Source organism: Trichloromonas sp. (genome assembly GCF_041583255.1).
Taxonomy (GTDB): Bacteria; Desulfobacterota; Desulfuromonadia; order Desulfuromonadales; family Trichloromonadaceae; genus Trichloromonas.
The window spans coordinates 1-4,951 of the sequence record NZ_JBFHGD010000227.1 but is presented as its reverse complement, the minus strand read 5'-3'; the positions used below and the strand labels follow the sequence as shown (position 1 = coordinate 4,951).

The window sequence follows — 4,951 nt, the reverse complement described above, 5'->3', positions numbered from 1 at the left end:
GTAAGAACCGCATCTATGCTGCCATCAAGTTTTTCATCTTCACAGCGGTCGGCTCACTGTTGATGCTGGTGGCGATCATCTACATTTACTACCACGCGGTTCAGTCGGGGATGGATATCAGCGGATTCAGCATTATCGACTTCTACAAGATGGCCATCACTCCCGAACTGCAGACCTGGCTCTTCCTGGCCTTTGCCTTCAGCTTCGCGATCAAGGTCCCGATGTTCCCGTTTCACACCTGGTTGCCTGATGCCCATACCGAAGCCCCGACGGCCGGGTCGGTCATCCTGGCCGCTATCCTGCTGAAAATGGGTACCTACGGTTACGTTCGCTTTGCCATCCCGCTCTTCCCGGATGCGACCCAGCAGTTCATTCCGTTCCTTTCCCTGCTGGCTGTCATCGGCATCATCTACGGTGCACTGGTTGCCATGATGCAGGATGATGTCAAGAAGCTGGTGGCCTACTCCTCCGTATCGCACCTTGGTTTCGTCATGCTCGGCATTTTTGCCATGAACATTCAGGGCTGGTCCGGCGGTATTATTCAGATGATTAATCACGGAATTTCGACAGGGGCACTGTTCCTTATCGTCGGATTCATTTACGAGCGTCGTCACACCCGCGCCATTGCCGAGTTCGGTGGCCTGGCCAAGCAGATGCCGGTATTTGCCACGATCTTCATGATTATGACCTTTTCCTCCGTCGGGCTTCCCGGCACCAACGGGTTCGTCGGTGAGTTCCTGATCCTCATGGGAGCCTATGAAAGTGAGCTGCGCTGGTTCGGCGTCTTCGCCACCACCGGTGTCATCCTCGCCGCCGTCTACATGCTCTGGATGTTCCAGCGGGTCATGTTCGGTGAGTTGAAAAACCCCGCCAACCAGAAACTGGCCGACCTGTCGGTCCGCGAAGTGGCGCTGATGGTACCGCTGCTGCTGTTCGTCTTCTGGATCGGGGTCTATCCGAATACCTTCTTCGACAAGATGAATCCTGCCGTTGATCAGCTGATCCAGCAAGTCAAAGGGAAGCAGCAGGTGGCCATGGTCGAGTCCGTTATTCCCGGCCATCTGGAAATGAAATAACTCAAGTTTGAATAAAGCTTAAACCGCTTCCGAAGGAGCATTTCCATGGAAAATCTGGTGCAAACCGCCATGCAGAACGTCAACTTTGCCGCAATCATGCCATCGCTGGTGCTGACTTGTTTCGGTATGCTGATCCTGCTGGTCAACGTCTTCCTGCCTAAAGGCAAAACTTCGATTATATCGTGGTTCAGTGTTGTTGCCCTGGTAATCACCGGTTTCGTTTCGTATGGAGCCTGGAACGAACCCGAATTCGGTTTCGCCGGGCACGTGGCGCTGGACAATTTTGCCACGTTCTTCAATTTCACCTTCCTGATCGCAGCTGGATTGAGCATCCTGATGTCGGATGGTTACCTGAAGCGTGAAAACTTTGACGTTGGTGAGTATTACTCGCTGATTCTGTTCTGCACCGCTGGGGCCATGTGGATGGCTTCAGGGACGGACATGATGACCATTTTTCTTGGTCTTGAAGTGTTGTCTATCTCTCTGTATGTATTGGCTGGTTTTCTCCGCGACAAAACCGAGTCCAACGAAGCGGGGCTCAAATACTTCCTGCTTGGTGCATTTTCCACGGGTTTCCTTCTTTACGGGATTGCACTGATCTACGGCGTTACCGGGACCACCAACGTCGCCGACATCGGCCTGTACCTTTCGGCCCATCCGGGTGAATTGTCGAATCCGCTGACTGTCGCCGGCATGCTGCTGCTGAGCACGGGCTTTCTCTTCAAGATCGCCGCTGCCCCCTTCCATATGTGGACCCCGGACGTCTACCAGGGCGCTCCTACGCCGATCACTGCCTTTATGAGCGCCGGCCCCAAGGCGGCGGCATTCGCGGCTTTCATCCGGATTCTGACCCTTGGTCTTGGCGGTTTGCAGAGCGATTGGACCTCGCTGCTCTGGGTCCTCGCCGTACTGACCATGACCGCCGGTAACGTGGTCGCTATCTACCAGACCAACCTCAAGCGGATGCTGGCCTACTCCTCCATCGCGCATGCCGGTTATGCTCTGGTCGGTATCGTTGCCGCCAACGAAATCGGTATGTCGGGTATTCTCTTCTACATGCTGGCTTACACCTTCATGAACCTCGGTGCCTTTGCCGTTCTGGTTCTGGCAGGCAAAAAGGGTGAAGAGAATCTGACCCTCGACGGCTTCTCCGGCTTCGGTTACAAACGTCCCCTGCTTGGCGTGGCAATGACCATCTTCCTCTTCTCACTGATGGGGATCCCGCCGATGGCAGGGTTTGCAGGTAAGTTCTTTATTTTCGCCGGGGCCATCAAGGCCGGATATATCTGGCTGGCGGTGATCGCCATGCTGAATTCGGCTGTTTCCCTGTATTACTACCTCCGGGTCATGGTTTTTATGTACTTCAAGGATGCTGTTGAAGAATATGACTGGGTTACCATGAATGTTGGCGCGGTGGTATCGATTGTTCTGGCCCTCATTGGTGTGCTCTACCTCGGTATTTTGCCTGGCGGCGTTATGGAAATGGCCAAACTTGCCATCTTCTGATTCAGTTTAATTTGAAGCACCCAAAGCCCCCGGCAGCACCGGGGGCTTTTTTTATTTTTTGTAATTGGTCCAGGAAAACGTTAAGCTGATTTGAAAATTCGAGGTGATCGCTCTTGCCGTTGCAGAGGGACACCGAGTGCGTGCGCCTATGCAGGTTTGCCCAAACGGCCTGAGCATGATCGCGATGACCGGACGCAGAACGGGATCCCGGCTTGCGGGGTTGCTAAGCGTTGCCGAGAAGGTGGTACGCCCAGGACTTGATTGGAACAGGAGGCACTTCAGCGATGTCCATGCAGGATCTCAGGGGCTTTGTCGATCTGCTTGAAGAAAGCGGTGAGCTCTGCCGTGTCAAGGTCGAGGTCGATCCGGATCTGGAAATCGCCGCAATCACCGAACGGGTGAGCAAGCAGGCGGATGGCAAGGCGTTGCTGTTCGAAAAGGTCAGGGGGCATGAAATGCCGGTGCTGACCAACCTGTTTGGCTCCTATCGCCGGATCGGCTGGGCGCTGTGGACCGACCATCTCGATGCGTTGACCCAGCGGATTGCCCGCGACCTGGAAAAATCGTCGGGGCAAAGCGCCGAGGAGCGGCTCAGGAAACTGGTCGAGGCGCCGGCCTTCCTGCCACGTCTGGTTAAGCAGGCGCCCTGTCAGGAGTTGGTCGAGAAGCAGGCGCCAGATCTCTGTGCGATACCAGCGTTAAAGGTCTGGCCCGGCGATGGCGGCCGCTATTTGACCCTGCCGATGGTTTTTTCACGGGAGCCGGTGACAGGGCGGGTAAACTGCGGTATGTACCGGGTGCAGATTGTCGATGACAGAACCGCCGCCATTCACTGGAGCGAACAGGCTGACATCTCCCGGCACTTCCGGGCCTGGCAGGCTCGCGGCAAGCCGATGCCGGTGGCTATCGCCATCGGCGGAGACCCGGTGCTGACCTACGCCGCCGGGGTGCCGCTACCAGGAGGCATCGACGAGGTCTCTTTTGCCGGCTATCTGCGACAGGTTCCGGTGGCCATGGCCCGCTGCACGACCTGTGACCTGGAAGTGCCGGCGTCCTCCGAGATCGTTATCGAGGGAATTGTCGATCTCGCTGTGACCTGTAACGAGGGCCCTTTCGGTAATCATACCGGTTACTATGTCGAGGCGTCTCCGGCGCAGGTGTTTCACGTGACCGCCATCACCCGCCGGCGTGATGCGATCTACCCCTGCACCGTGGTCGGGCGCTCGCCCATGGAAGATTGCTATCTGGCCAAGGCCACCGAGCGGTTGTTTCTGCCGCTGCTGCAAGTCGACTTTCCGGCAATCAGGGACATCAATTTTCCGATGGAGGGGATTTTTCACGGCTGCGCCCTGATCTCCCTCACCGAACAGGCCGCCGGGCAGGGCCGGCGGCTGATAGACCAGTTGTGGCAGCAGGGGCTGCTGAAGCATTCGCGCCTCTTGATGGTGTTCGATGCCGATGTCGATGTGCAGGATCCCTCGGAAGCCTACTGGCGTGCGATCAACCGGCTGCAGGCCGACCGCGACATCCTGATTGACGGAGTCCGGGTCGGTGTCGATCTTACCGGTCGTCAGCAGAGGCGCCTCGTGGAAGCGGACCCGGACATCCTTCTGCTGCTGGAGCGGCGCTGGGCGGAGTACGGGATCGAATAAAGCCATTCATCATAGAAAGGGACCTGTTTCATGACTATTGCCTGGAACGCCAGCTACGCCATCGGCTATCCCATGATCGACGCCCAGCACCAGGAATTGTTCAAACGCTTTAACTCGCTGATCGAAGCCTGCCAGCAGAAAAAGGGGCGTCAGGAAGTCGTCAGGCTCTTTGAATTCCTCGACACCTACGTTGTCGAGCATTTCAGCGCCGAAGAGGCCCTGATGACCGTACACGCGTACCCTGAGGTCGGCATGCACCGCAAGCAACACCAGGAGTTCAGCGAAAAGCTTCAGGGCTGGCAGCGGCACCTGCAACAGGAGGGGAGCACCCTTGGACTGCTGATAGAAACCAACGAGGCCGTAATGCTCTGGCTGATCCGCCATATCCGGACCGTCGACATGGCGCTGGGGAAATTCCTCCACAGCAGGCCGGCATGACCGGAACTCCCCTCGAAACCCTACGCGATGTCTTTGGCTATGGGGCCTTCCGATCCAGCCAGCAGATCATCATCGACGGACTGATCGCCGGCAGTGATGCTTTTGTGCTGATGCCGACCGGCGGCGGCAAGTCGCTCTGCTACCAGATCCCTGCGCTGCACCGGCCCGGCATCGGCATCGTTGTGTCGCCGCTGATTTCCCTGATGAAGGACCAGGTCGACGCCCTGCGGGCCAACGGGGTGCGCGCGGCCTACTACAACTCGTCGCTGGGAGCTGCCG

The 4,951-nt window shown here is 57.2% G+C and carries 5 protein-coding genes; all 5 read left to right on the top strand.

Going from position 1 to position 4,951, the window contains the following annotated elements; translation table 11 throughout:
* A partial coding sequence (locus tag ABYV89_RS14420; RefSeq protein WP_432823635.1) for a complex I subunit 4 family protein occupies positions 1-1,076 on the top strand: 1,076 nt, incomplete at its 5' end.
* Between the two features lie 45 nt (positions 1,077-1,121).
* The gene (locus ABYV89_RS14415) at positions 1,122-2,582 is read left to right on the top strand and encodes an NADH-quinone oxidoreductase subunit N (protein WP_432823634.1); all 1,461 of its coding nucleotides are present in this window, start codon (positions 1,122-1,124) and stop codon (positions 2,580-2,582) included.
* 284 nt (positions 2,583-2,866) lie between these two features.
* Positions 2,867-4,234, top strand: a complete 1,368-nt coding sequence (locus ABYV89_RS14410) for a UbiD family decarboxylase (RefSeq protein WP_432823633.1) — start codon at positions 2,867-2,869, stop codon at positions 4,232-4,234.
* 30 nt (positions 4,235-4,264) lie between these two features.
* Positions 4,265-4,672: a bacteriohemerythrin gene (locus ABYV89_RS14405; protein ID WP_432823632.1), complete on the top strand. Its 408-nt coding sequence runs from the start codon at positions 4,265-4,267 to the stop codon at positions 4,670-4,672.
* On the top strand, positions 4,669-4,951 hold a 283-nt coding region (locus ABYV89_RS14400), incomplete at its 3' end, for a DEAD/DEAH box helicase (protein WP_432823631.1). The genes ABYV89_RS14405 and ABYV89_RS14400, both read left to right, overlap by 4 nt.